Here is a 656-nt window from a genome sequence, read left to right as displayed (position 1 = left end):
TTCCAGCGGCGACAGCAACTCGGTGAGCGCGTCGATCAGCAGACCACGCACGGCCTGCGGGTCGCTGGCCCGAGCGTCCTTCACGCGACGCTTCAGGTCATCGAGCAGGAACTGCGTGGCCTTGACGCCGGCATCGGCCATCAACAGGGCTTCTTCCAGCTCCTCGTAAAGCTGGTCGTCGATCTGGGTGCCGGTGAAGACGCCGGCGATGCTGCCGCCGGTCTTGCGCAGGCCGGCACGCAGCCGCTCCATCCAGCTCTGGCGCGGCGCAGCGGCGGGTTCGGGCGCCCTCGGCGGCAGGGCGACGGGCAGCGCGGGAGTCGGCGCGGCGGGAACGGGTGCTTGGGGCGCGGCGACCGGTGGTGCAACTGGCTCGGGAGCGGCGGGCGGAGGTGGCGGGCTGGCGGGCTTGGTGACCCAGCCCTCGGGCAGCAGGGTGGGCGCCTCGTCGGGCACCGGCGCCGGCGCCGTCTTCTTGAAGAAACTGAACATGGGGGCATTCTCGCCGGCCCAGGCGAAGGCCCCTTTCTCGCACGCGCTTGATTTTTTGGCGCCGGTGAACCGGGTGACACTGAATCAGGCTCCCCGCACTCCCGGTCCGCTATGCACGCTGCCTTGCCGTTTGCTCCGTCGCCCCGCTCCGCCAGCTGGTGGGC

General features: G+C 71.0%; 1 protein-coding gene. It reads right to left on the bottom strand.

Features of this window, described 5'->3' with window-relative positions:
* On the bottom strand, nt 1-492 hold a 492-nt coding region (locus tag AC1DU6_RS34335), incomplete at its 3' end, for a signal recognition particle receptor subunit alpha (RefSeq protein ID WP_477862935.1).
* Between the last annotated feature and the right edge of the window lie 164 nt (nt 493-656).

Source organism: Roseateles sp. P5_B10, assembly GCF_056400485.1.
The sequence above is the reverse complement of the archived record's forward strand: the minus strand, read 5'-3'. Positions and strand labels throughout refer to the sequence as shown.